Below are 25,649 nucleotides of genomic sequence, written 5' to 3' on the forward strand. Positions count from 1 at the left end.
GAGAAATCGTTTATGTCACATTGATGTTGAAGCAAAAATAATTTCCCAATCGTCCTTAGATGAAATTATTTTAATCATATAATAAGTCATTCTATATTTTGATATTGAATTATACGAGGATTAGAGGTGCTCAACTAAAAAAATAAAGAAGCGTAAATGATTTAAAACTAAGACTGATGCTCATTCCCCCTTATTGAACACATCACTAAAAATATTTACTCCAATCCCAATACATAGAGCTTACGATTCACATCGTAGGCTCTATTCTCAATTTATTATTTTTTACTTAACAAGAGGCAACACACTAAACCCATATTTTTTAAATACCGTTTTGGCCTGACCACTTTGCAGGAACTGGTAGAATTTCACCGACTCCGTATTTTTCTTGGTCAAGCCAACAGGATAAATAATCGGTGGATGGGTATTTTCAGGGAATACCCCTGCCACCACGACATCCTTGCTAATTGCGGCATCCGTTGCATAAACAATTCCCACCTGACACTCGCCACGGGCCACAAAGTTCAGTGCTGCACGGACATCTTCGGTCTCCACCAAACGTGGTTCTAGCTTTTCCCACCAACCGAGTGAGGTTAATGCCTGTTTGGCATATTTACCCACAGGAACGCTTTTGGTATCGCCTGTACAAAGTTTGCCCTGTACCACTTTGCTTGGGTCAAATTTCTGGTCCATCTTAATTTTAATCGGGCGGTCTTTAGGCGTAATCAATACTAGACGATTGCCCAACAAGTTAATCCGATCACCCTCTGCAACCAGTTGTTTATTTTGCAAATAATCCATCCACTGTACATCAGCAGAAATGAATACATCGGCTGGCGCACCTGCTTCAATCTGTTTGGCCAAGGTTGAAGAACCTGCATAGGAGGTTTTAACCTCAACCTTGTTTTTCTGTTCATAAATTGCGTCAAGATCATTAATGGCATTGGTTAAGCTGGTTGCGGCATAGACTGTCACGACATCTGCGGCTAACGCGTTGACACTCAGCATGAGGCTACCACTAAAAAGTGCCAGTAATAACCCATTTTTTCTAAAGTTGATTTGCATGATTTTATCCTTTCATTTAATTCGATATATTTTTATGAATATATCGCTAGGTTGCATAATTTTGAACATCATTCATTTTTAAATGTCTTGGCTCTGCCCTTTCATGATGCAAATCGTCTTGAAGTGAACAACACTTGCGCCAGTTTTAGTGCAGGATGAGCAGTACAAAGCTTTTTTGGTGCAATTTACCCATACTCCAAGCAACGATACAGTGATGAAAATCACTGCACCTCTATGTTTCCTCTCTGCTTAATTAGGTTTAGGTATCCATAATTTACGCTATATTTTTAAGAATATAGCGATAAAAAACATCAAATTAAAAACAAAAACGTCTATGCCTTTCATTGTTTAAATGACTGGTCATAGACGTCTTTGTCTGTGCTCTACAAAGAAATAACTCACATTGTTATTTCAGCCCAACTTAAGCAATTGATATGCCAATCCAATTAAATATTTTTGATAACAATAACTTAAATTCAATGGCACATTTTTTGCTGACTTTATAGTGCTATTAAAGATATGCATCTCCATGCAGCCAACGATGCCTGCTTGCGTTTATTTGAATGGGTGAAATGAAGACACTCGTTTCAAATGTTCATTCGCAATGTTGAAATAAAGGTAATGATCATGGCTGAATCAATCAAAACTGTCTGTCCCTACTGTGGTGTAGGCTGCGGCATGATTTTGCAGGTTGAAAATGGTCAGGTGGTGAAACTTGCAGGTGACAAGCAACATCCAACCAACTTTGGACGTTTATGTACCAAAGGCTCGTCAGCCGATAAAGCCTTACGCAATTCTAGGCGCATGGAAAAAGCCTATATCCGCAAGCAACGTCAGGAAGAACGTATTGCAAGCTCGATGAATAGCGTCATTACTGAAACTGCAAAGCGCTTTCGTCAAATTATTGATCGTGATGGACCGAATGCAGTGTCATTCTAAGTTTTTGGGCAAATGTCGATTGAAGCGCAGTATCTGATCAATAAACTGGCCAAGGGTTTTGTCGGCACCAACAATATTGAATCCAACTCACGCCTATGTATGGCGAGTGCAGGCAGTGGCTATAAACTGTCTTTAGGTGCTGATGGCCCTTCTGGTTCATACAAGGATTTTGATCACTCCGATGTATTTTTTGTCATCGGTGCCAATATCGGTCAGTGAACTCATCAGTATTCTGGCTAAACTACAACCACGACTGTATTCAATTGCATCAAGTCCGAAAGCCTACCCTACCCAGATTCATCTTACAGTTTCCGCAGTGCGTTATGATTATCAGGGCAATGCGCGAAAAGGAGTATCCTCAACCTTTTTAGCTGATCGTGCCGAGCAAGGTCATATTGGAATTTTTGTACAAAAATCAGCATCGTTCCATCCACCTGCCGATACAGATATTCCCTTGATCATGGTTGGACCAGGTACAGGCATTGCCCCTTTCCGTGGCTTTTTACAGGAGCGTCAGGCTTTAGCTAAGCCAAGTAAAAACTGGTTATTCTTTGGCGAGCAAAAATCCAGTACCGATTTTTACTATCAGGATGAACTGACAAAATTCCAGCAAGATGGCGTGTTAACCCGTTTAGACCTTGCTTTTTCGCGTGATCAGGAACAGAAAATCTATGTGCAAGATCGGATGCGTGAGCATGGTGCGGAGTTATGGCAATGGCTGGAACAAGGTGCATACTTCTGCATCTGCGGTGATGCCAGCCGTATGGCAAAAGATGTGGATGCTGCACTAAAAGAAATCATTGCACAACATGGCAATAAGTCGGCAGAGCAAGCCAGTGAATATGTCGCCAGTATGAGCCGTGATAAACGTTATTTACGCGATGTATATTAACCCCCATTCATTTGCAAAAAGTGGAACCACCGATTCGCTTAACCCTAACTGATCTAATGTTCTAAGGGAGAATGATGTAGTCATTCATAAATGGATTTTCTAGAAATTCACCTTGCACAAATGACAGGTAATGTTGCTCGATAGATGCTATTTCCAGACAATCATCCAAATCAATGACAGCGTCGGTATGTGGTTTAAACCAATGCTTTTCGATTGCCAATTTTCCCTGTGCCTTGGCATCTGCCTTGTCTTTGCCTGCAACCACCAAGTATTTATGGGTTTCGCCAAACTCAGTGGGAAGATAAGCGCCTAGATTAATTAAATAAGGTTTGAGTTCAGAGAGCGATGCCTCCTGACTGATGACAAGTTGGTAAGATTGATCATGGTAGATCGTCCCCTGAATTTTCATCCATCCATCAATATGCAGTCCTTGTGACTTGCCAAACCATTGTTGCTTTAGATAGGGATAAGCTTCTGTTAGATCACTGCAAATCACAGGGATGACATCATGCACCTCAATATTGGCTTGTTCATGCTTGCCACCCAGTAGTACCAGATACAATGATTTCATTTCAATATCCAAGAACAGAAAATATGATTCAATGAGTTAAATTAATCATAAGATATAACAACTGAAATACTCAATCTTTTTAGGAATGTCGAAGTAAGAGGAAAGACAAAAATCAATCCATCATCCCAACTGGATTGATTCTTCTTATTCTTGAGGCCAACTCTTTTAAGGCATAATTGGTTGCGATGACCAGCATAAAACCAATAATAAACGAGCCAGCCACATCAAATGGAAAATGCACACCTACAAAAACTCTTGACAATCCAACAACCAGACTGAGTGCCAGGCCAACCATTCCAATCTTTTTAAAGCCTGCAAACCAATAAGCAAAGCCAATGATCACGACAGTCAAGGTATGCTGACTTGGAAATGAAGACGTTGCTCCATGTCCAATCAGTTTATCCCCTAAACCAATTTGAAACGGTCGCGGATGATGATAAAAGAATTCGACGACATCACTTAAAACTAATGAAAATAAAACGATAACCAATGTCTTTACAAATATAAGGCTATAGGTTTTCCATTGAATGGCAACTAAAAACAGGAGGAAACTAATAAAAACTGTATTTAGGTCATCCGCTAAAAATATGACTATTTTATCTAAAAATGGATATTCCTTGGCTAAAGAGTTAATACAGTGAAATAAAAAAATATTCAAATCTTTAAAAATCATTTCCGTTTCTATCCACATTATCCATAACAGATGAATGTGCACAATATACAGGATAAAGATGAAAAATTTATTAATTTCTATAATACTTTCTGATTATTTTACCTAAAGTTTCAGTCCAGTTTCTTTTTAAAATCTTCCTAAGCTTAGGTTCTGATAACTACAAATAAATAGGGTAAATTTACCCTATTTACCCAGATTTTCTTGATCTTTAGAATTTAAATTCCAAACCGCTTCCGACCACAGGTTGCTTGTCTTTGGCACTTGCCCGTTCAAAAGTTGAGTAGCCTGCATAAGCATAGGCTTTCACCTGTTTGCTAAATGAATAATCGCTGCCTATAAGCAACTGTCTGGCCTCAAAATCCGCTTCACCGTTTTTAAAACTGGTGGAGTTTTGACTATATTGCACTTTCACAGCCCATTTTGATTGATGAGGGAATTTATATTCAGCTCCAATCAGCCAGCCCTGCGAATCATCTATGTTGACCGCAGCAGCATCATTGCCCTGCTGATCTGCAACCTTAGAGGTTTGGTATAAGGTTTTTAGGGCCAAGCCCTCTACTGGGGTTAAACGACCAATCAAACGTAGTGTATTGGCTGCTGCAAACACCTCATCAACCTGAGTTTCAGTATCTTTGGCATTCAATAATCCATGACCTAAAAAGTCACTGGGTATCGCTTTATCATAGGCAATGCCGACAAGAAACAATGGATGGGCATAGCTCAGCGAAACAGACCATGCATCGCCCAGACCTCCACCAGCGGTATTCACTCCACCACGGCCATCATCCTTAATTTGACCACCCTCTCCTGTTGCAAGCAGGACACTGGTTTCCAAACTGCCGCCTTTCAGCTCAATTTCAGGAGAGTCATACACCACGACATTGTTGACACGGTTTTCACCTGTCATGATTCCTGTTACATCGGCCTTGTTACCAATATAGTTGTTGAAGCTGTCTACTGGGCTCGACAATTCTTTTAATGGCGTATTATGTTTACCAATTTTGATGGCTCCAAAACGTTCATCCTTTAGTCCTACGAAACGATTACGTTGCGACCAGTCCGTTTTATCCCCGTCTGCATAAAATGCCCATTCTGCCAAATAAATGGCACTGAGGTTTTCAGTTAACCTTTCCTCACCCTTGATGCCCAGAAAAGAACTATTGCTACTCACTTTCCATACATCACGATCCGCCACATGCGCATTGTTTTCAGGTAAATAATCTAAACTTGCATCAATCTCGCCATAAATCTTTGGAGCTGCGAACGTTGAACTCGCCATAAGACTCAACATTGTTGCAAAGGCAATTTTTATCTTCACTTTGTTTTTCCTAACCGTATAAAAAGTCAAAACATCCCTATTCCGTTTGCTAAAAACGAAAATGAACAGTTCAATCTGGAATAATTAAAAGAAAATGCTTTTATATCCTTAGGCCTATAAAAGCATCATGATGGATCTATGTTTTATATGTGGTAAAACGGAAACACACCAAACACCAAGGCACTTCCCATCAATACACAACAGGTAATAAACGCCCACTTTAAGGTAAATTTCTGATGATCTGCCAATTCAACCGATGCCAAACCACATAACAGATAAGTCGAGGGCACCAATGGCGACAGCAGGTGAATCGGCTGACCAATAATAGAGGCACGCGCAACCTCAACAGGACTGATGCCGTAATGGGAAGCTGCCTCGGCAAGAATCGGTAAAACACCAAAATAAAAGGCATCATTCGACATAAAGAATGTCAATGGCATGCTCAATAGCCCCGTAATCGGCGCCATATAGGGTCCCATGCTGGTTGGAATCAGGGCTACGAATTCCTTGGACATTGCCTCCACCATGCCCGTTCCAGACAAAATACCCGTAAACACACCCGCAGCAAAAATAACTCCAACCACTGCCAGCACGCTGTCCGCATGGGTAGCGATACGCTTTTTCTGCATATTGACACATGGATAATTCACCACCAGCGCGATACAGAAACCCAGCATAAATAAAATGGACATGGGTAAAAAGCCTTTCACCAAACATGCCATCAGGACTAAAGTAAGAATTGCATTAAACCAGCGTAAATGCGGACGCTGGGCCTCAACATCCTTTGAAATAGAAATGTTTTCAGCATGGCTAATATCGATCAGCTCAACAATGCCTAGACGCTTACGTTCATACATGCCATAAAGATAGGCAAGAAAGAATAGCCATGCCGCAGCAATAATCATGGATGGAATCATGGGAATAAACACTTCACTTGCATCCACCTGAAGTGCGCTGGCTGCACGTGCTGTAGGCCCGCCCCACGGAGTCAGGTTCATCACGCCACTACACAACAGCATCAAGCAGGTCATGATCAGCGGATTCATCCCCACACGCTTATACAACGGCATCATTGCCGCCACACAAATCATGTAAGTGGTTGAGCCATCACCATCCAGTGACACCAAAAAGGTTAAAAACACCGTTCCCAGGGTGATCTTTAGCGGATCACCTTTTACCTTTTTCAGAATCCACCGAACGGATGGGTCAAACAGGCCTGAGTCAATCATGATTGCAAAATACAGGATTGCAAAAAGAAGCATCACACCTGTTGGAGCAAGCTTCTTGATCCCCTCCAGCATATTATTGCCAAGGTCAACCAAGTGAATATGACTTAAACTTTCGAAGTAAAAACCTAATCCCCAGGCGATAATCGCAAACAGGAATGGGATTAAAATTAATGCAACTAATGCACTAAGACGTTTTGACATGATCAAATACATAAAGCACAAGATCATGCTTATACCTAAAAAAGTAAGCATTTTAAGCAATCCTTAGCAGAGGGTCTGTTGACATTTCACAGATGCTTGCGACAGTAGACATTTTTTAGACGGTACAAGGCATGACTTATGAAATTTAGCTGTTCTAAATGAATAAGGCATAACGTAGTAGCGGCAAAAAATGTCCCTGTCCCGCAGGGTTATGGCTAAAACATCCCTAAACTGCGTTATGAAACTTGACAAGGGGGTCGCCATTGCCTGCGTTTCATGCCTTGTTTATGTCGTTTTAGCCTATAACGCAATGCATGGCTGAAGTGCCAACAGACCCTAAAATTATTGTGGTTGATTTCCTAAACCACGCCAGATTCTATGCGATGTAGTGCTGAACACCCCATTTAATTTAATTATACTGACACACCAATCATTCACATGAAAAATAAAATAAATTTTTATACTATTAATTATTTGATTTTTAATAAATTTTCAACATACCAAATGAGACACCATGACTATAGCATCAAAATAAAATATATAAATAATACCTATTTAAGATAAAAATGTTTCATACCCCCTACAAGGTTATAAATTAAGCACAAATATGATTATTTACTCATCAAAATCAACTTATATATGAGTTTTTAAGGAACATATAAATTTAACTTTATTAAAAACCAGGAATATCACTTAAATATTTTCTTATAATAAAAACACATTATCTGGATATTATTTTTAGCTATATATTTATGGATATTTAAATAGAAATATTATTTTAGTTAAACCCTATAAACTTTATTTTTCAAACAATTATAGAATTCCATCTTTTATAAAGAGCTGAATTCTGGATTTTTTCATTTATCTCAGCGTTAAATTCCATGTAATTTTAATGCGCTATCTACAGACTGTTTGGAACAACTGAAATATAATCATTCAATCATTGCTTATTGACTCGTTTTAACATTAACTCGTAAACAAAAGATTTGCCCAACAAAAAAATATGGAAAGTGCAACAATGAAATCTTCAAACCTACAGAACGATGAAAGTTCCGCCACTGAACAGATGCAACTGATCTTTAGCCAACAACGGTCAAATTTCGATGCTGAGCCTTATCCCGACCTAGAATCAAGACGCACCAAGTTATTTAAACTCAAAAAACAAATTATCCGTTATCAAGACGTCATCGCGGCAGCCATCAACACGGACTTTAGTTCACGGTCCATAGATGAATCCAAACTGCTGGACTTACTTGGTTCGGTTCTGGAAGCTGAACATGCAATCCGCCACCTACGCCGCTGGATGCGTCCAAGCAAGCGCAGTACCGAACTGCTGTTTTTATCCAATCGTTTACGTGTGCAATATCAGCCCAAAGGTGTGGTGGGTGTGGTAGTACCGTGGAATTTTCCCGTTTATCTGGCACTAGGTCCATTGGTTGCGGCACTTGCCGCAGGTAATCGAGTGATGATCAAGCTGCCAGAAGTGACTCCTGCCACCAATGCCGTGGTAAAGCGCATGCTGGGTGAAATTTTCAAAGAGGATGAAGTTGCCGTGTTTGGTGAGGAAATTACTGACCCTGCGCACTTCACCTCATTACCGTTTAATCATATTGTCTTTACAGGCTCTCCTGCGATTGGACGTGTGGTCATGCGTGCAGCGGCAGAAAATCTAACCCCAGTTACCCTTGAACTTGGCGGAAAGTCCCCTGCCTTGGTCAGCCGTCATTATCCTTTGGCAGATGCAGCAAAACGGGTATTGCATGGCAAGGCAACCAACTGTGGTCAAATTTGTGTTGCGCCAGACTATGCACTGGTACCAAAAGAGAAAATTGATGAATTTGTAGAAGAATGCAAATCCAATTTCGCCGCCATGTATGGCAACAATATCAGCAACAACACAAATTACACCTCTATCGTCAATGACCGCCATTTGAAACGTCTTCAGGAAATACTGGAAGATGCAAAACAAAACGGCGCTCAAATTATTGCCTGTGGTGAATATAATCCTGAGCAGGATGCCCGCCGTATGCCTGTGCATATTGTGCTGAACTGTACGCCACAGATGCGGATTATGAAAGAAGAACTGTTTGGCCCAATCTTACCGATCGTGGCCTATGACACACTGGACGATGCGATCAATTTTATTAAGGCGGGCGAACGACCATTGGCACTGTATTGCTTTACGCATGATGCCAATGAACGTGACTATATCCTGAAAAATACTCATTCTGGCGGTGTCACTATCAATGACTGGGGCTGGCATGTGGTAAACCATGATGCACCTTTTGGTGGTATCGGAAATTCAGGAATGGGAACCTATCATGGTGAAGAGGGTTTCCGTGAACTTTCACATGCCAAAACCGTCTTTATTCGTCACCGCTTCTTCCCGACCCAATTGTTCTATCCACCTTATGGCACCTGGGTACAAAAACTTGCCTTACGCTTCTTCCTAAAACAAGGCGATCCAAACCTGAAATAAAACTTATTTTGCAGGCGCACTCAAAAATACATGGATTTTAACATCCATGTATTTTCTACCCATCTCCCAGATAAATTTTATAAGTAAAAATTGTCTCTATGATTTTATTTAGTATTTAAAATTTAACTATTCATTTAAAAAACACTTCAGATTTCTATTTTTAAAAAGCTGAAACCTCAATAAAAATCCTAGTTTTTACAAAAAATCCTTGACCTTACAAAATTTTTTTTTAGCAAAAATGCAAAAAATTGGCCTTACCATCTTAAAGTAATAGTTTATATTTTTCATTATATTATTAATAAAAACACAGATGTATATTAAATTTTATAGCATTTTTTTTGTTCAATTTCATGTAATCAATCGTACTGGCTAGTTCATTTAGAACATTTACTCTTATTTTAATTATGGTATTTTTGTTACATGAAGTTATAGCCAATCATAGCTTCGTCAATACTTAGAATCTTGAAGTTCAAGGAAAGATTTAAAATGAAATTAAAATATCTTAGCACTGCCATGATCTTAGCGACGCTACCTGCAACTGGAGCTTTTGCAGCAGCATTGGATCGTTCAGGTCAGTCAATGTCTGCTTTTTTCCAACCAGGAAATTATTTTGAAGCTGGTATTTCGGTTCTAGATCCAACAGTAAAAGGCAAAGAAGCTGGCGAATCGCTTCAACCACACCGTGATATTGGTGATATGGCTGATGACTATTATTTTCCAAGCGCTGCCTTAAAATTACAGGTTACTGACCAGTTTTCATTTGGCTTGCTTTATGACCAGCCATTTGGTGCAAAAGCTGCTTACTCAGGTCAAAACGTTTTCGTAGGTAGTGCAGATGACAAGGTTCTGCCACAAGCCCGTTTAGATGCAATGGCGACTGACAAAATCAATGGGACAGTGAATGCACTACTAGGTGACACTTTACCTGCTGGTCATCCATTGGCAGCCCAACAGCAACAGATACGTGCATTACAGGCAGCAGGTACGACCCAGGCAATTCAACAATTTGCAAATACTAGCCTAGGTGGAAATACCACTTTGGCTCAGCAAATGTATGATAATAATATTGCACCTGTTGCTGGCGGTCCGACATTAAAACAGATTATTGACCCAGCAGTAGCGACTCAAGTAAAAGCTGGCGTAACAAGCAATGTGACAGCACAGGTTAAAGGGGCTATTGCAGGGGTAAATAAATTATTACCTGGTCAAGGTGGAACTAACGTCGAAGTTGACAGCCAGAACATTGCTTTCGTCTTTGGTTTCCAGCCAATTAAAAACATTAATCTGTTTGCAGGTGGTGTGTATCAAACAATCAAGGGCGATGTTAGCTTACGCGGTACAGCCTATAGCGTTTTTAATGGTTATGATGCACATATCAAGGAAACTGGCGGTGCAGGCTGGTTGGTTGGTGCGGCTTACCAAATTCCTGAAATTGCATTAAAGGCATCAATCACCTACCGTTCGGAAATTGACCATGATGTAAACATTAAGGAAAATATTTCTGCATTAGATGCCCTTTCTTTGTTGTATCCAACACCAGAAGCAGGTTTGGCCCGTGCCAAAGCAATTCGTGATGACAACAATAAAGACACAACCATTACCACACCTCAATCAGTCAACCTGGATTTCCAGACAGGGATCATGGCAAACACCGTTGCCTTTGCCAACGTACGCTGGGTAAACTGGAAAGACTTCGCTATTCAACCGTATCAGTTTGGTCTATTCTCTAAAGAAGTTGGTCCTGCGGTTAGCCGTCCAAATGGCTTCAACCTAGTTGAATATTCTGATGACCAATGGTCAGTCAACGCGGGTGTTGGACGCAAGCTTAACGAACAATGGGCAGGTAACGTTTCTGTAGGCTGGGATTCTGGTGCGGGCAACCCGATCACCACTCTAGGTCCAACAGAAGGTTACTGGAACCTTGGTCTTGGCGTTCAATACAGCCCTACTCCAGCAACCTTTATTGCGGGTGGCGTGAAATATTTCTGGTTGGGTGATGCCAAGGCTCAAACAGGTGCTCAGGCGGGTGAAGATCGATATATCGCATCGTTTGAAGATAACAATGCAATCGCTTATGGCTTGAAAATTGGTTACCGTTTCTAATCAGTTTTTATGAAAAAAAGACCATCTTATGATGGTCTTTTTTTTCGCAAATGTTTTTCTACTTAATGATCAAAATAACATTTAAGTATTTAAATTCCATTCATGGAAATACCCTTTATCTCACACAGCTTTTCCAAACAATGAATATAAGCACATATAACTCAAGTAGTTTTCATGACTTTATCAGTTCATTTATGGACATTTGTAAAAATATTTTGGTGAGTAAAAATTATGTTACTTTTCGCTCCATTCTTGTTACAAAGTGATATGAGAGAAACCATCCATGAAGCTTCATGCTATTCAAAAGGCGCTTTTACTTAGCTTAGTTCCCACCACTTCAGCTTTTGCCGCAGCTTTAGATCGTTCTGGTCAGTCAATCGCACCTTTTTTACAGCCTAACAATTATTTTGAAGCGGGTATCTCTGTTCTTGATCCAAATGTTTCTGGTCAGGACATTTCAAACAATAATACGGGTGACATGGCAAAACATTATTATTCACCAAACGCCGCATTAAAGCTTCAGGCAACAGAAAAATTTTCTATTGGTCTTATTTATGATCAACCTTATGGTGCTGACGCTGAATATACAGGCAAAAGTAACTTTATCGAAAACCGCCCTGTCCCATTTAAAGGTGGTACATCAGTTACAGTAAAAACTGAAAATTTAAACCTACTTTTCGGTTATCAACCCACCCAAAACTGGAACCTGTATGCAGGTGCTGTTTATCAAACACTGGATGCCAACGTATTACTACGTGGTGCAAGCTACAGTGCCTACAGTGGCTATGACTTCAAGACAGGCCGAGATGAAGCTGTAGGCTGGCTAGCAGGTGTTGCCTATCAAATTCCTGAAATTGCCTTAAAAACCTCACTGACATACCGTGCAAAAATCAAGCATGAAATGAATGCCTATGAAAAGCATGCTATTGCGGGTCTGACAGGTAATGCTGGATTCGATGCACTCCTAAATAATATTAATAATTCTCAGGGTGAAACAGAAATCACCACACCACAATCGATCAACCTCGATTTCCAGACAGGCATTATGGCAGACACGGTTGCATTTGCGAACCTACGCTGGGTGAACTGGAAAGACTTCGCTATTCGTCCTTATAAGTTTGGCGCAGCCTCCATTCTCCCTCCTATCGTTGCCTCAACAGGGAAGAAAGATGGTTTTGACCTTGTAGCCTATACTGACGATCAATATTCAATTACCACGGGTGTGGGCCGTAAACTGAATGATCAATGGGCGGGTAATGTCTCTGTGGGCTGGGACTCTGGTGCAGGCAATCCTGTGACTACACTTGGTCCAACGGAAGGCTACTGGAACCTTGGACTAGGTGTTCAATATAGCCCTACCCCAGCAACATTCATCGCTGGTGGAGTGAAATACTTCTGGTTAGGTGATGCAAAAGCCCAGTCAGGCTCTCAGTTCAACACAGCAGGTTATGTGGCTGACTTTAAAAATAATGATGCAATCGCGTACGGTTTAAAAATTGGTTATAAATTCTAATTTTGATCAATCAAAACAAAGGGCACATCATGTGCCCTTTGTTTTATCCAGTTTTCTGTTATTAAAATTAAAAACAGAAAATCTTAGGTTTATTCTGGAATATTACGCTGAGATACTGAACGAATCGCCTGCTTTAATGCTTCATAACCATGCAGTGGTGGAAACTGTGGAAATTCAGCAATCACATTGTCTGGTGCATCAAACAGGAAACCGTGATCAGCCTCACCCAACATGGTTGTGTCGTTGTAGGAATCACCAGCAGCAATCACGCGGAAATTTAAACCATGTAATGCTTTTACAGCTTGGCGCTTTTGATCTGGTTGACGCAGTTTATAGGCAGTAATCATGCCATTTTCATCTGTCTCAAGCTTATGACAGAAAATTGTTGGCCAGCCTAACTGCTTCATCAATGGATGGGCAAACTCATAGAATGTATCAGATAAAATAATCAGTTGAAAATGAGTACGTACCCATTCCACAAATTCTCTCGCACCTTCAAAAGGCCCCATGTCTGCAATAACGTCCTGAATATCATTTAAACCCAAACCATGTTGTTTAAGGATGTTTAAACGCTGGGTCATTAATACATCATAATCTGGAATATCACGAGTTGTTGCCTCGAGTTCTTTAATGCCAGTTTTCTTTGCAAAATTAATCCAGATTTCTGGAACCAAAACCCCTTCAAGATCTAGGCAGACGATTTCCATGAATGCTTCCAATGTTGGTTAAAAATTGCTGTATCATACCATTAACATTTTCAATTTTGCGCTGTTGTTGAATAAAACGGTTTTATTCTGCAAGATTAAAACCACAAGCAGGCCAACAGCTTTGCTTATAATGATTTACAATTGTGCCCAAGCCTATCGCCAGGAACATTCATGACTGTTATTCCTACTATTGACCTTGTAGATGCGCTCGCTGCTGAATACGCAGACAAATCGCCACGAGAAATTTTAGAACTCGCACTTAGCCAGCAAGGTGAGATTGCAATTTCATTTTCGGGTGCGGAAGATGTTGTGCTGATTGATATTGCCTCACGTCTTGGCAAACCCTTTCGCGTGTTTAGTCTGGATACAGGTCGTTTGCATGCGGAAACCTATCAATTTATTGAAACGGTCCGTAAGCATTATAATATCAATATTGAAATCTGCTTCCCTGAATCCGCAGCAGTACAACAACTGGTTAATGAAAAAGGGTTGTTTAGCTTTTTTGAAGATGGGCATCAGGAATGTTGTGGTGTTCGAAAAGTGCAGCCTTTGCGTAAGAAACTTGCCACTTTAGATGGCTGGATTACAGGGCAACGTAAGGACCAGAGTCCAACCCGCAGTGATGTTCCTGTGGTTCAAGCCGATGTCGGTTTCTCTGGCGAGGGCAAACAACTGATTAAATACAACCCTCTTGCCAACTGGAGCAGCGCGGATGTATGGAGTTACATTCGCATGATGGAGATTCCATACAACCCACTGCATGAGCGTGGATTTATTTCAATTGGCTGTGAACCATGTACCCGCCCAGTGCTGCCAAACCAACATGAGCGTGAAGGCCGCTGGTGGTGGGAAGAGGCAACCCATAAGGAATGTGGCTTGCATGCGGGCAATCTTAAAAAATAAGCTATAACAGATTTGGTATATAAAAGCCACTGATTCATCAGTGGTTTTATTTTTTCTGACTACTGTGTACAAAGTCATATTTTAACCAGAACAAACCGTATATACTTCACACAACGGTTCAATAATTCTAATAAGAATTATAGGGTCTGCTGACATTTCACAGATGCTTGCGACAGAGGACATTTTTTAGACGGTACAAGGCATGACTTATGAGATTTAGCTATTCTAAATAAATAAGGCATAACGCAGTAGCGGCAAAAAATGTCCCTGTCCCGCAGGGTTATGGCTAAAACTGCCCCAAACTTCGTTATGAAACTTGACAAGGGTATCGCCATTGCCTGCATTTCATGCCTCGTTTGTGTGGTTTTAGCCTATAACGCAAGGCATGGTTGAAACGTCATCAGACCCTACAAGTATCTTATAAAAAATGCAATGAGAGGCTATATCTGCTATGCGCCCATTACACCCAATCGATTTCATTTTTCTTTCCTTAGAGAAAAGACAACAACCTATGCATGTAGGTGGCTTGTTTTTATTTGAGATTCCAGAAAATGCATCGCCTACTTTTGTTCATGACCTGGTTCAAGATATCCGCCAATCAAAAAGTATTCCTGTTCCACCATTCAACAACCAGCTCAATGGGCTGTTTTGGGGAGAGGATGAAGAGTTCGATATTGACCACCATTTCCGCCATATTGCCTTGCCAAACCCAGGCCGTATCCGTGAATTACTGGTTTATATTTCACAACAGCATAGCTCACTGATTGACCGTGCCAAACCGTTATGGACCTGCGACATTATTGAGGGAATTGAAGGCAACCGCTTTGCCATGTATTTCAAGATCCATCATGCGATGGTGGATGGTGTTGCAGGTATGCGCCTGATTGAAAAATCACTTTCCAAAGATCCAAATGAAAAGCATGTCGTACCATTATGGTGTGTTGAAGGAAAGCGAACTAAACGCTTGAAAGCACCTAAAGCCCCTGCTGTAAGTAAAATCAGGGGAGTTCTGGATACGATTAAGTCCCAGTGTGAAGTTGCACCTAAAGTGATGCAGGAACTTTCACAAACGCTGTTTAAGGAAATTGGCAAGAACCCTGACTATGTGTCAACATTTCAGGCCCCACCGTCAATCTTAAACCAACGTGTCAGCTCTTCCCGTCGTTTTGCTGCACAGTCTTTTGAGCTGGAACGTTTCCGTCGTATTGCCAAAACACTGGGCGTTACCCTTAATGACGTTGTATTGGCGGTATGTTCTGGTGCATTACGTGACTATTTGATCAGTCATGACAGCCTGCCGAAAAAGCCTTTAATTGCGATGGTGCCTGCTTCTTTACGTACTGATGATTCTGATGTCAGCAACCGTATCACCATGATTCTGGCTAACCTTGCGACCCACATTGCAGACCCAATTGAGCGTTTAGAGATTATTCGCCGTAGCGTGCAGAACTCAAAACAGCGTTTTAGCCGCATGACTGCAAATGAAATCCTGAACTATAGTGCGGTGGTGTATGGACCAGCAGGTTTAAACATCGCGTCAGGAATGCTCCCAAAACGTCAGGCATTTAACCTTGTGATTTCGAATGTTCCAGGCCCACGCGAACCTTTATACTGGAATGGTGCGAAACTTGATGCGCTCTACCCTGCTTCCATCGTGATGGATGGTCAGGCACTCAACATCACCATGACCAGCTATCTGGATAAACTGGAAGTTGGCTTACTTGCGTGTCGTAATGCATTGCCTAAGATGCAAAATCTTCTAACCCATTTGGAGGAAGAGATTCAGCGTTTTGAACAGGCGATTCAGGACTTGCCAGAACAGAAAGTTGCGAATTAAGTTCGCAGAAAAAATTAAGGGGCTTTACATAGCCCCTTATTTTTTAATTGCACGACAACGTTGTAAAAGCTGATGACAGGCGGAACGGATCATGGCCGTGGTAATCTGGACCTCTTTACCTTGGCTATCAACCATATAGCACGTATTTACAGGGTTGCTGTCCAAAACATGCTTAAAACCGTGATTCACTAATCTTTCACTGACATTCATAGTTATATACCTCTTATATTTTGCTAAGACACCCAATAGTGCCTATGGCTCATTTTATTGTTCTAGTATTTAAAATTTGTGATCGAAAGTAAAATTTCAGTTGTAACAAGGCTTAAGCGAAATATTGTTACAACTTTAGCTTAAAATGATATCGTATTGCTCTTGCGTATACAAATTTTCAACCTGAAATTTAATCACGCGATTGATGAAATGTTCCAGATCCGCCACGGCTGGGGCTTCTGCTGTGAGCAGCCGATCAATGACCGCTGGATGCGCAACGACAGTAAAGCCACCCTTGGAATCAAATGCACGGGCATAGCGCAGGATTTCTCGAAATATTTCGTAACATACTGTCTCCGCGGTCTTCACATAACCACGCCCCTGACAGGTTGGGCATGACTCACACAGTAAATGTTCCAGAGACTCGCGGGTACGTTTGCGGGTCATTTCAACCAGACCAAGTTCCGAAACCTGAGTAATCTTGGTCTTGGCATGATCCCGTTCCAGCATCTTTTCAAACTGGCGCATCACCTCATCACGGTGTTCGGCTTCCTGCATGTCAATGAAGTCAATAATGATAATCCCGCCAAGATTACGCAGACGCAGTTGTCTTGCGATGACCTGTGTGGCTTCCATATTGGTCTTAAATACCGTGTCCTCCAGACTCCGCCCGCCAACGTAAGACCCAGTATTAACATCAATCGTGGTCATGGCTTCGGTCTGGTCAATCATCAGGTAACCACCAGACTTGAGTGCCACCCGAGTCTGCAATGCTTTCTGTAGATCATCCTCAACGTTGTATAAGTCAAACAGTGGTTTTTCGCCAGGATAATGAATCAACCTATCCTGCATACTTGGCATAAATTCATCAATGAATTCTTGTAGCTTGCCGTAGATTTCCCGCGAATCGACATAAATCTTGGCAGTTTGTTCACTGGCCAAGTCTCGCACCACTCGACGTGGTAAAGGTAATTCCTCAAAGATCAGGGATGGAACAATGGTACTTTGCTGGGTACGTTGAATATATTCCCAAAGCTTGGCGAGATAGCACATATCCTGCACAATCGCCGCTTCATCCACGCCCTCTGCGGCGGTACGCACAATCACACTGCCTGGTAACTGGTGCTCCGCCTGAATACGCTCAATCATGCTGCGTAAACGGTCACGTTCCTCTTCGGATTCAATGCGCTGGGAAACCCCAATGTGGTTGCCAAAAGGCATCATCACCAGATAACGGGATGGGATGGAAAGGTCCGTACTGAGTCGGGCACCTTTAGTGCCAAGCATGTCTTTCATGACTTGAACCGTCAGGATTTGCCCTGGGTGTAGCAACTCAAAAACGTTGGGAGTTGGCTGTGAACGGGGCCACACCATATCATTGATATGTAAAAAAGCGGTACGGGATAAACCAATATCAACAAAGGCAGCCTGCATTCCTGGCAGCACCCGCACCACCTTGCCTTTGTAAATATTACCCACCAAACCGCGTTTTACCGTACGCTCAACGAATAATTCATTAACCGTTCCATTTTCAATCAAGGCCACGCGACATTCCATCGGCGTGACGTTAATCAGCAATTCTTCTGCCATAACCAACTCAAAATTTTATAAAAATTCTTATATCCGAAAGTATCAGCCTGGTAATTTTATACTGAGGCCTTAACGCTTTCTAATAACTGTACTGTCTCATATAAGGGTAAGCCTACAACATTACTGTAACTTCCCCGAATCTGTGGAATATATTGCGCAGCAATTCCCTGTATCGCATAGGCACCTGCCTTACCAATAGGTTCGCCAGTAGCCCAGTATTTTTCCATTTCCACATGACTCAAACGTTGGAACTCAACCTGAGTACGCACTACGGTGCTCAAGACTTTTGAGGTGCTTGCCACACAGATTCCAGAGTAGACATCATGCCATTGTCCAGAAAGTGCCGACCAGATTTCAAAGGCATGCTGCTTTGACTCTGGCTTTCCAATAATCTTTCCAGCACAACTTAAACTGGTATCTGCCGCAATCACAATCGCTTCAGGGTACTGGTTTAAAACAACCTGAGCCTTATTCCTCGCCAAACGTTCAACATACTGTTCAACAGTTTCACCGTCTTGCACAGCCTCATCAACATCTGGACTATATATTTCAAAGTCCAGACCGAGTTGCCTTAACAGCTCCTGCCGACGGGGTGAGCTTGATGCGAGAATTATATGCGCCATTTATGTAAACAATAATAAACCAGAGGCCACGTCACGATACTGGTCAGCACGGGCTGCCAATGACGCGCAATCGAAAAATGAGTCCCTGCAATGGTCTGGCTAATCCACAGAAAAATGATATGCGTCACAATCGCAATCACCGCAATCACCCATGAATTTCCAAAAGTGAGGATACGGCGTTCACGAATAAAATAACGTGTCGCAAAGGTAATAAATACAAAACTCAGTGCATTTAAACCGAAAGGTGCATCCAGCAGCAAATCAACAAACAGTCCCATGCCGAATGCAAACCAGACCCCACACCAGACGGGCTGATAAAGAATCCAGAACAGCATGATCATCAGCATCACTGATGGGCGCCAGCCTGAGGCCTCATAGGCCATTGGGTAGACCATCAGGATTGATCCGATCACGATGGAAATGATGATCATCCAAAGCGGGTCTTTGCGCTTCTCATAATTCAGCTTAGCGATCGGCATAAGGCTGCTCCTGCGCCAAGGATTCAGAGAACAGCACCACCACATGATGACCACTTGCAAGCTGGGCCGCTGGTGTCACATCAATTTCAGCAAACTCACCCGAAGTATGACGGCTCACCTTGGACACAGTTCCCACTAAATAACCCGCTGGAAAATGTTCGCCCAAGCCTGAACTGAACACCTTGTCCCCCACCTGAATATTGGCACTGGTGGGTACATACTCCATTTTGAGCTGTCCCAAATCACCTGTACCTGAGACGATTGCACGCATCCCCGTACGCTCCAAACGTACAGAGAGCGAGTGTTCTTTATCAGACAGCAACATCACCCGCGAACTATGTGGATAGACACTAATCAACTGCCCCATAATACCTTTATCATCCAGAACGGTCTGACCCACCTTTAAATGGTCCAGTGAACCACGGTTGATAATGATGATATGACGCAAAGGGTCAGCATCGGTTCCAATCACTTCCGCAATCTGCATACGGCCATCAATAATCAATGGTGTATCCAAAAGCCCCCTTAAACGGTTATTTTCCGCAGAGAGTTCTGAAAGTTTTTGTAGACGAACCTGTGCCTGTAAGAGTTCAGCCTGCATCGCGGTATTTTCACGGCGCAACTGAGTTTCAGATTTGGTCTGCTGGTTCAGCCATTCTCGCGACAGTACAGGATAACTTGCCAGCGCATAAATCGGATTATACGCGGCGTACAAAACATCCCTTGCAGGTTGAATTACATAAGGCATGCGCCAGTCAAAGAAAAGCACCACCAGGCATGTAATGACCGCAATGATAAACGAGCGAAAAGATGGCGGTTGTCTTGAAAAAAGATTCGGTTGCACCGCCTAGTCCTTATGGTTTAACCAACGAAAAGCATGTCATGGTTTGGGTTGTCAAAGAACTCTAAGACTTTACCGCCACCACGAGTGACGCAGGTTAAAGGGTCATCGGCAACAATCACAGGTAAACCTGTTTCCTGGGCAAGCAGTTTATCGAGGTTACGCAACAACGCACCACCACCCGTCAACACGATACCACGCTCTGCAATATCCGAAGACAGTTCTGGAGGGGTTTGTTCAAGCGCGGATTTCACTGCACTCACAATACTTTGTAAAGGATCAGAAATCGCCTGGGTAATTTCATCAGAAGTTACGGTAATTGCACGAGGTACACCCTCTGCCAGATTACGACCACGCACTTCAATTTCAAGGGTCTTGCCATCAGCAATCGCCATGCCCACTTCTTTCTTGATCACTTCGGCTGTGGTTTCCCCGATCACACAACCGTGCGCCTTACGAACGTAGTTGATGATCTGCTCATCAAATACATCACCACCGATACGAAGTGAATCTGCATAGACACAACCCTGTAATGAAATGATTGCAATCTCGGTCGTACCACCACCCACATCCACCACCATCGAACCACATGCCTGTTCAACTGGCATACCCGCACCAATTGCGGCAGCCATCGGCTCTTCAATCAAGCGCACATCACGCGCACCTGCATTGAACACAGCCTCACGAATGGCACGGCGTTCAACCAGAGTTGATTTACATGGCACACAGACCACAACACGCGGTGCTGGTGGAAACAAACGCTTTTCATGCACCTTACCAATAAACTGGTTCAACATGGTCTCAGTGACTTCAAAGTCGGCAATCACACCGTCTTTCATTGGACGAATCGCTGAAATATTCGCTGGTGTACGGCCTAACATTTGTTTAGCATCAATCCCTACAGCCGCCACAATTTTTTGTGAGCCGCTGTGACGAATGGCCACAACTGTTGGTTCATTTAATATAATGCCACGGCCTGGTGCATAAATAAGGGTATTTGCAGTACCTAAATCAATGGCTAAATCCGGCGAAAACAAGCCAATTAGTCGTTTTAGAATCACGGGGGCGTTCTCAATTAAACTTTGTGTGAATACAAGGTGGCAACTTTAACGAAATGTGATGCTTTGAACAAGTCAATCGCTTATTATAACGCACGATATTTTGCAATTTTTTGATACTGAATTAGGTAAAGTTATGTCTACATCATCAGATGCTCAGCAGACGACGGACTTAAATGCGCAAACCGTTTCAGGGATTGCGCATCTTGCCCGTTTATCCCTAGATGAAACGCAATCTGCTGAATATGCTCAAAGTTTAAATAAAATTCTTGGCATGATGGAAAGCTTGAAAAACATTAATACCGATGATATTGAGCCTTTAAAAAGCCCATTTGACAATCCACAGCCTTTACGCGCCGATGTGGTGAGTGAAAGCAATCACCGTGATGAATATCAGGCGGTCGCCCCTGCAACAGAAGCAGGTCTGTACCTTGTACCTCGCGTAATTGAATAAGATTTATTCGATTAGTCAATATTTTATATTTAGAATGTAAAGAAATTTTTCATATGACAGATTTACATCGCTTATCAATCCGTGAACTTTCCGAGGGCTTAAAACAGGCCCAGTTTTCATCACGTGAATTGACCGAACATTATTTAAAACGTATTGCCCATATTGACCCAAAAGTAAAAAGTTATGTGACGGTGACGGCAGAACAGGCACTTGCTGAAGCGGATGCGGCTGATGCTGCACTGAAGTCAGGCAATGCACATGCACTAGTTGGTATTCCACTGGCACATAAAGACATTTTTTGTACTCAAGGCATTAAAACCACTGCGGGTTCAAAAATGCTGGATAACTTCATTTCACCTTACGATGCAACTGTGGTTGCCAAAGCCAAGGCTGCGGGTCTTGTGACTTTAGGCAAGGTGAACATGGATGAATTCGCAATGGGTTCAACCTCTGAAAACTCTTACTTCGGTGCAACCTCCAACCCTTGGGCGCTTGATCGTGTTCCAGGGGGATCGTCTGGTGGTTCTGCTGCGGCTGTGGCTGCGGATTTAGCACCGATTGCGACAGGAACGGATACTGGTGGTTCAATTCGCCAACCTGCTTCATTCTGTGGCTTAACGGGCTTAAAACCGACCTATGGTCGTGTGTCTCGCTTTGGTATGATTGCCTATGCATCATCACTGGATCAGGGTGGTCCGATGGCACGTTCTGCCGAAGACTGTGCTTATTTGATGAATGTGATTGCAGGTCATGACAGTAAAGATTCTACTTCGGTCAATAAAGAAGTGGATGATTATGTTGCCAACTTAAATGGCACAGCAGTCAAAGGCTTACGCATCGGTATTCCAAAGCAATATTTCAATGTGGCAGGTTTAGATGCGGATGTAAAAGCACGCGTTGAAGAATCATTGAAAAAGCTTGAGGAAATGGGCGCAACCTTGGTTGAGATTGATCTCAACATGACTGAAGCCTATGTGCCGACTTATTACCTCATTGCTCCTGCGGAAGCATCCTCCAACCTGTCTCGTTACGATGGCGTTCGTTATGGCTATCGCTGTGAAAATCCAAAAGACATTTTAGACCTTTATAAACGCTCACGCTCTGAGGGTTTTGGTGCGGAAGTGCAACGCCGTATCCTGATTGGGACTTACGCCCTTTCTGCGGGTTATTACGATGCCTATTATGTCAAGGCACAAAAAGTACGTCGCCTGATCCAGCAGGATTTTCTAAAAGCATTTGAAAATGTTGATGTGATTGCTGCACCATCCGCACCAACCACGGCGTACAAAATCGGTGCCAACCTCAGCCCGACTGAAATGTATTTAGGCGATATCTATACGCTTGCGGTGAACCTGGCAGGTCTACCAGCGATCAACGCTCCTGTTGGTTTTGATCAAGACAGCTTGCCTGTGGGCTTACAGTTGATTGGTAACTATTGGTCAGAATCACAATTGCTTTCAATTGTGCATCAATATCAACAACATACAGACTGGCATACCAAACGTGCGGCAATTGCTGAGGAGAATGCATAATGGCTGAAGCTCAAAAGTTAAAGTTAATTGACGGTTGGGAAGTCGTTATCGGGATTGAAATCCATACTCAGTTGGCGACCAAGTCTAAAATCTTCTCTGGTTCATCGACTGAATTTGGTCAAGACCCAAACACCCAAGCCAGCCTTGTTGATTTGGCGATGCCAGGTGTATTGCCTGTACTGAATGCCGAAGTGGTTGATCTTGCGATTCGTTTTGGTTTGGGTATTGATGCCTATATCGACCAGGCTTCTGTATTTGCCCGTAAAAACTACTTCTATCCAGATTCGCCAAAAGGCTACCAGATCAGCCAGATGGACAATCCAATTGTTGGCTTGGGTCATATCGACATTCAGCTTGAAGATGGCACTGTGAAGCGTATTGGCGTGACCCGTGCCCATCTTGAAGAAGATGCAGGTAAATCGGTCCATGACCAATTCGAGGGCATGTCGGGTATCGACCTGAACCGTGCTGGCACGCCTTTACTTGAAATCGTGTCCGAACCTGATATGCGTTCAGTTGAAGAAGCTGTTGCCTATATCAAGGCAATTCACACCTTAGTGCGTTGGTTAGGTATTTCTGACGGCAACATGGCTGAAGGCTCATTCCGTGCTGACTGTAACGTCTCATTGCGTCGTCCTGGTCAGCCATTCGGCACTCGTTGCGAGTTAAAAAACCTCAACTCATTCCGTTTCATTGAGCAAGCGATCAATGTTGAAATTGAACGCCAAATGGAAATTTTGGAATACGGCGGAACGATTGATCAAGAAACTCGTTTATTCGACCCGAACAAAATGGAAACTCGTTCCATGCGTTCCAAGGAAGAAGCCAATGACTATCGTTACTTCCCTGATCCAGACTTGTTGCCAGTCATCATTGCCGATGAGCAGATTGAAGCTGCTCGTGCTGCACTTCCAGAGTTGCCTGCTGCTCGCCGTGCCCGTTTTATCACTGACTTTGGCGTAACAGAATATGATGCGCATGTCTTAACGCTGTCGCGTGAAATGGCGGACTTTTATGAAGCGGTTGTGGCTGCTTCTGGTGGTGCCGCTCAAGGTAAAGTCTCTGCAAACTGGGTGATGGGTGAATTCTCAGGTGCTTTAAACAAAGCAGGTCTGGAATTGGCGGACTCCCCTGTTTCTGCTGAGCAATTGGGCGGCATGATTGCACGTATTGTCGATAACACTATTAACGGTAAGATTGCTAAGCAAGTGTTTGGCTTTATGTGGGAAGCAGAGGGTAAATCTGCCGATGACATCATTGCTGAAAAAGGCTTAAAGCAGGAAACCGATACAGGTGCGATTGAAGCGATCATTAAAGATGTACTTGCAGCCAATGAAAAAATGGTTGAAGAGTACAAGTCTGGTAAGGAAAAAGCCTTTAATGGTCTTGTTGGTCAAGTCATGAAAGCTGCAAAAGGTAAAGCCAATCCTGCTCAAGTCAATGAATTGATGAAGAAGTTGATTGGTTGATCCAATTAATAATGTTATATAGGATTGCGTCTTAAACAATTAAGATGCAATCGTTTTCCTAAGAGTTTATAGCATGTCTGTCTATATTAATCGCAATGATACCCAGTACGAAGTTTTTGAAATATTTAACATTATCCTAAAAGATAATGATATTGCTACCATTGAAAGTGATGAGCACGAATTTAAAATCCTTGTCACATTTATAAATGATGATTCTGGAAAAATGTCTTGGGAGTACAAATATTCAGAAGAACATGAATGCCCATTTTTATATTTTAAAAATTGGAACAACCAACGAATGGCTTTTAAAAAAGTTCTACATTTAGGTGAAGTTACAAAATCTAAATTAGAAATAGATTCTGACGTAGAAATTGAAGCTAAAGGAAAATTAGGACTACAAGTTTTCGTTCAACGTACTACTGAAGTAATAAATGCAACGTTACAGTTTGTCTTTGAATATAATCAAGATGACTAAGTGATATTAATATGAACGTGAAATATATTACTCCAGAAGAGTCAAAACAAAATAACGGGACATCTACCGAAAAAGGTATCAAGTACGAGAGCCAGTCAAAAATCACATATTTCGAGGATCTTGATACTGAAGTTATTGTTATTGATTGTCATAAACTTGATAATATTTTAACAAACCACCTCTCTAAAAGAGCATCTCTTGCATCTTGGCAATTACCACTGTCATTTTTTATAACATTTTTTATTGCCTTTTTAACAACTGATTTCAAATATGAGGATAGAATTTCTAATACTTTAGATGGCATTTTGATTTGCTTAATATTAATGACTTTAATATGGACGGTTAGACAAACTTTTCTTGCAATAAAAAACAGATCAAAAGAGACATTAATTGAGCAAATTAAGAAAAATTGTAAATCTATTTAATTAAATTAAAATCTAGATATTTTCATATGATTTTTATTGATGACTCAACAACACACCTAACTTATT

Annotated in this window: 25 protein-coding genes; 13 read left to right on the forward strand and 12 right to left on the reverse strand. The window is 42.1% G+C overall.

Annotated elements, in window-relative coordinates; all coding sequences use genetic code 11:
- Window positions 1-282: 282 nt before the first annotated feature.
- Window positions 283-1,005, reverse strand: coding sequence for a molybdate ABC transporter substrate-binding protein (modA, locus tag N5J47_RS07365; RefSeq protein WP_279959442.1), 723 nt, complete (start codon window positions 1,003-1,005; stop codon window positions 283-285).
- Window positions 1,006-1,689: 684 nt separating this feature from the next.
- Between modA and N5J47_RS07370 the strand changes: the two genes are divergently transcribed.
- From N5J47_RS07370 to N5J47_RS07380, 3 genes are read left to right on the forward strand one after another with little or no spacing between them, the layout of a single operon-like run.
- The gene (locus tag N5J47_RS07370; protein WP_279959382.1) at window positions 1,690-2,001 is read left to right on the forward strand and encodes a hypothetical protein; all 312 of its coding nucleotides are present in this window, start codon (window positions 1,690-1,692) and stop codon (window positions 1,999-2,001) included.
- A gap of 12 nt (window positions 2,002-2,013) precedes the next feature.
- Entirely contained in the window at window positions 2,014-2,220 is a 207-nt protein-coding gene (locus tag N5J47_RS07375; protein ID WP_279959381.1) for a molybdopterin-dependent oxidoreductase, read from the forward strand.
- Entirely contained in the window at window positions 2,183-2,893 is a 711-nt protein-coding gene (locus N5J47_RS07380) for a hypothetical protein (RefSeq protein WP_279959380.1), read from the forward strand. Before N5J47_RS07375 ends, N5J47_RS07380 begins: the two co-directional genes overlap by 38 nt.
- A gap of 61 nt (window positions 2,894-2,954) precedes the next feature.
- Here N5J47_RS07380 and N5J47_RS07385 read toward each other — a convergent pair whose 3' ends face one another.
- The 4 genes from N5J47_RS07385 to N5J47_RS07400 form a co-directional block, all read right to left on the reverse strand.
- Window positions 2,955-3,464 carry a DUF1543 domain-containing protein gene (locus N5J47_RS07385; protein ID WP_279959379.1) on the reverse strand — a complete coding sequence of 170 codons (510 nt, stop codon included), beginning with the start codon at window positions 3,462-3,464 and terminating at the stop codon, window positions 2,955-2,957.
- A 112-nt stretch (window positions 3,465-3,576) separates the two neighbouring features.
- Complete coding sequence (locus tag N5J47_RS07390) at window positions 3,577-4,137, reverse strand: phosphatase PAP2 family protein (protein ID WP_279959378.1); 561 nt, start codon at window positions 4,135-4,137, stop codon at window positions 3,577-3,579.
- A 208-nt stretch (window positions 4,138-4,345) separates the two neighbouring features.
- A complete protein-coding gene (locus N5J47_RS07395; protein ID WP_279959377.1) occupies window positions 4,346-5,455 on the reverse strand; it encodes a porin in 1,110 nt (369 codons plus the stop codon).
- Between the two features lie 143 nt (window positions 5,456-5,598).
- Window positions 5,599-6,936, reverse strand: a complete 1,338-nt coding sequence (locus N5J47_RS07400) for a CitMHS family transporter (protein ID WP_267982035.1) — start codon at window positions 6,934-6,936, stop codon at window positions 5,599-5,601.
- 967 nt (window positions 6,937-7,903) lie between these two features.
- Between N5J47_RS07400 and N5J47_RS07405 the strand changes: the two genes are divergently transcribed.
- The 3 genes from N5J47_RS07405 (at window position 7,904) to N5J47_RS07415 (ending at window position 12,980) form a co-directional block, all read left to right on the forward strand.
- On the forward strand, window positions 7,904-9,364 hold the full coding sequence (locus tag N5J47_RS07405; RefSeq protein WP_279959376.1) for a coniferyl aldehyde dehydrogenase: 1,461 nt from the start codon (window positions 7,904-7,906) through the stop codon (window positions 9,362-9,364).
- Window positions 9,365-9,850: 486 nt separating this feature from the next.
- Entirely contained in the window at window positions 9,851-11,467 is a 1,617-nt protein-coding gene (locus tag N5J47_RS07410; protein ID WP_279959375.1) for a long-chain fatty acid transporter, read from the forward strand.
- A gap of 283 nt (window positions 11,468-11,750) precedes the next feature.
- Window positions 11,751-12,980 carry an outer membrane protein transport protein gene (locus N5J47_RS07415; RefSeq protein WP_279959374.1) on the forward strand — a complete coding sequence of 410 codons (1,230 nt, stop codon included), beginning with the start codon at window positions 11,751-11,753 and terminating at the stop codon, window positions 12,978-12,980.
- Window positions 12,981-13,069: 89 nt separating this feature from the next.
- On the opposite strand, the gene thrH is transcribed toward N5J47_RS07415, so the two are convergent.
- Entirely contained in the window at window positions 13,070-13,687 is a 618-nt protein-coding gene (gene thrH / locus N5J47_RS07420; protein ID WP_004678194.1) for a bifunctional phosphoserine phosphatase/homoserine phosphotransferase ThrH, read from the reverse strand.
- A gap of 171 nt (window positions 13,688-13,858) precedes the next feature.
- Here thrH and N5J47_RS07425 point away from each other — a divergent pair, with 171 nt between their 5' ends.
- Together N5J47_RS07425 and N5J47_RS07430 are read left to right on the forward strand one after the other, a co-directional pair.
- Window positions 13,859-14,590 carry a phosphoadenylyl-sulfate reductase gene (locus N5J47_RS07425; RefSeq protein WP_267982040.1) on the forward strand — a complete coding sequence of 244 codons (732 nt, stop codon included), beginning with the start codon at window positions 13,859-13,861 and terminating at the stop codon, window positions 14,588-14,590.
- Window positions 14,591-15,041: 451 nt separating this feature from the next.
- A complete protein-coding gene (locus N5J47_RS07430) occupies window positions 15,042-16,427 on the forward strand; it encodes a wax ester/triacylglycerol synthase family O-acyltransferase (protein ID WP_267982041.1) in 1,386 nt (461 codons plus the stop codon).
- A 36-nt stretch (window positions 16,428-16,463) separates the two neighbouring features.
- Here the strand turns inward: N5J47_RS07430 and N5J47_RS07435 are convergent, their stop codons facing one another.
- The 6 genes from N5J47_RS07435 to N5J47_RS07460 form a co-directional block, all read right to left on the reverse strand.
- Window positions 16,464-16,637 (reverse strand): PA1571 family protein, encoded by a 174-nt coding sequence (locus tag N5J47_RS07435; RefSeq protein ID WP_004681609.1) that lies wholly within the window; start codon window positions 16,635-16,637, stop codon window positions 16,464-16,466.
- 135 nt (window positions 16,638-16,772) lie between these two features.
- Window positions 16,773-18,227, reverse strand: coding sequence for a ribonuclease G (gene rng, locus N5J47_RS07440; RefSeq protein ID WP_267982042.1), 1,455 nt, complete (start codon window positions 18,225-18,227; stop codon window positions 16,773-16,775).
- 56 nt (window positions 18,228-18,283) lie between these two features.
- Window positions 18,284-18,850 carry a Maf-like protein gene (locus N5J47_RS07445; RefSeq protein WP_279959373.1) on the reverse strand — a complete coding sequence of 189 codons (567 nt, stop codon included), beginning with the start codon at window positions 18,848-18,850 and terminating at the stop codon, window positions 18,284-18,286.
- A complete protein-coding gene (mreD, locus tag N5J47_RS07450; RefSeq protein WP_267982044.1) occupies window positions 18,838-19,329 on the reverse strand; it encodes a rod shape-determining protein MreD in 492 nt (163 codons plus the stop codon). The genes N5J47_RS07445 and mreD overlap by 13 nt, the downstream gene beginning before the upstream one ends.
- Window positions 19,316-20,173, reverse strand: coding sequence for a rod shape-determining protein MreC (mreC, locus tag N5J47_RS07455; RefSeq protein WP_267982045.1), 858 nt, complete (start codon window positions 20,171-20,173; stop codon window positions 19,316-19,318). The genes mreD and mreC overlap by 14 nt, the downstream gene beginning before the upstream one ends.
- A gap of 17 nt (window positions 20,174-20,190) precedes the next feature.
- Window positions 20,191-21,231 (reverse strand): rod shape-determining protein, encoded by a 1,041-nt coding sequence (locus tag N5J47_RS07460; RefSeq protein WP_087546531.1) that lies wholly within the window; start codon window positions 21,229-21,231, stop codon window positions 20,191-20,193.
- Between the two features lie 133 nt (window positions 21,232-21,364).
- On the opposite strand from N5J47_RS07460, the gene gatC reads away from it, so the two are divergent.
- The 5 genes from gatC (at window position 21,365) to N5J47_RS07485 (ending at window position 25,583) form a co-directional block, all read left to right on the forward strand.
- Entirely contained in the window at window positions 21,365-21,682 is a 318-nt protein-coding gene (gatC, locus tag N5J47_RS07465; protein WP_279959372.1) for an Asp-tRNA(Asn)/Glu-tRNA(Gln) amidotransferase subunit GatC, read from the forward strand.
- 53 nt (window positions 21,683-21,735) lie between these two features.
- A complete protein-coding gene (gene gatA / locus N5J47_RS07470; protein ID WP_279959371.1) occupies window positions 21,736-23,214 on the forward strand; it encodes an Asp-tRNA(Asn)/Glu-tRNA(Gln) amidotransferase subunit GatA in 1,479 nt (492 codons plus the stop codon).
- Window positions 23,214-24,683 (forward strand): Asp-tRNA(Asn)/Glu-tRNA(Gln) amidotransferase subunit GatB, encoded by a 1,470-nt coding sequence (gene gatB, locus N5J47_RS07475; RefSeq protein ID WP_279959370.1) that lies wholly within the window; start codon window positions 23,214-23,216, stop codon window positions 24,681-24,683. The genes gatA and gatB overlap by 1 nt, the downstream gene beginning before the upstream one ends.
- Before the next feature lie 73 nt (window positions 24,684-24,756).
- Window positions 24,757-25,158, forward strand: a complete 402-nt coding sequence (locus N5J47_RS07480; RefSeq protein ID WP_279959369.1) for a hypothetical protein — start codon at window positions 24,757-24,759, stop codon at window positions 25,156-25,158.
- Between the two features lie 11 nt (window positions 25,159-25,169).
- Window positions 25,170-25,583, forward strand: coding sequence for a hypothetical protein (locus N5J47_RS07485; protein WP_279959368.1), 414 nt, complete (start codon window positions 25,170-25,172; stop codon window positions 25,581-25,583).
- The last annotated feature ends 66 nt before the right edge of the window (window positions 25,584-25,649 follow it).

Origin of the sequence: Acinetobacter sp. GD03645, assembly GCF_029845285.1 — a bacterium.
In the GTDB taxonomy this organism is placed as follows: domain Bacteria; phylum Pseudomonadota; class Gammaproteobacteria; order Pseudomonadales; family Moraxellaceae; genus Acinetobacter; species Acinetobacter corruptisaponis.